Annotated in this window: 1 protein-coding gene; it reads right to left on the reverse strand. The window is 69.0% G+C overall.

Annotated features, from left to right (window positions below; all coding sequences use genetic code 11):
* On the reverse strand, positions 1-1,407 hold a 1,407-nt coding region (locus tag PGX04_RS15945; RefSeq protein ID WP_273739412.1), incomplete at its 3' end, for a class I adenylate-forming enzyme family protein.
* Between the last annotated feature and the right edge of the window lie 29 nt (positions 1,408-1,436).

A 1,436-nucleotide genomic window follows, 5' to 3' on the forward strand; every position in this document is an offset into this window, starting at 1 on the left:
GACCCGTTCGCCCCACTCCTCGTCAGCGAGCCCGACGACCGCGGCGTCGTCGACTCGAGGATGCGATCGAAGCACCGCGACGACCGCCCCGGGATAGACGTTCTCGCCGCCGGAGACGATCCGGTCGCTACGGCGATTGAGGATCCACAGTCGGCCGTCCGCGTCGCGATAGCCGACGTCGCCGGTGTGTAAGCCGCGCTCGCCGAACGCCGACGCGGTGTGCGCCTCGTCGAGATAGCCCGGCGTCACCGTCGGTCCCGACACGACGAGTTCCCCCTGTTCGTCGGGACCGACCGTTGCGCCGGTCTCGTCGACGACGGAGACGTCGGTGAACAACAGCGGCTGTCCCACGGTACCCTCGTGCGTGTCGATTTCCGTCGGCGTCGCCGTCGCGATCTGGGAGGCCGTTTCGGTCATCCCGTAGGTTGGATGTACCGGAACGTCCGCCGTTCGGCAGCGCTCGAGCAGCTCGCTCGAGGCCGGGGCGCCGCCGAGCAGGACGAACCGCAAGGCGTCGGCCGGTTCCCAGCCGGCCTCGAGCAGGCGCTTGCACATCGTCGGGACGAGCGAGACGCCCGTGATGTCGTACTCCTCGAGCACGCGCGCGGTCGATTCCGCGCCGAAGTCGCGCTGGATCACGACTGGCGTGCCGTACAGCGCTGACCGAAGGACCGGTGCCAGCCCGCCCATATGGTACATCGGGAGACAGCACAGCCACCGATCGCTCGGCAGCACGCCGAGTCGGAACGCGGAGGCCGTGGCGCTCGCGACCAGATTGCCGACCGTGAGCCGGACGCCCTTCGGTTCTCCGGACGTCCCGGAGGTGAACATGAGCAGCTGCGTGTCGTCGCGCTCGAGCGGGATCGGGTCGACCGATCGGCCGTCGAGCCCGTGGTCGGCATCGATCGTATCATTTGACTGGGGCGGAACCAACGACCCCACCCGGTCGCGGTTCGGTTCGTCGACCGAACGAACGTCGACCGCGTCGATTTCGTCGGCGATCTCGAGCGCCGCCGCTTCGGTATCCTGCTCGCAGACGACGGCGGTGATATTGGTCCGCTCGGCTTTCCCAACGAGTTCGCCGGGCGTCTCGCGAACGTTGAGCGGGACGACGGTCGTTCCGGTCCGCATCGCGGCGAAAAAGAGGGTCGCGAAGGCGGGGCGGGTGTCCATGAGGACGCCGATTCGCCGGCGGTCGCCTCGCTCGCGATCGGTTCCGTCGCTCTCATCCGCTTCGAAAACCGCGTCCTCGAGACCCGCCGCGGCGCGGTCGACGCGACGATCGTACTCGCGGAAACCCCACGCCACATCGGTCTCGGTATCGAGGAGTGCCGTCCGCTGTGGCGTCGCGGCCGCGCGGTGGGCGATCGGATCGCGAGTCGGCCAGTCGACGGGGCCGGCGGTCATCGCTCACCCCAGACGTCCGAGACGCCGAG

This window comes from Natrinema soli (assembly GCF_028618695.1).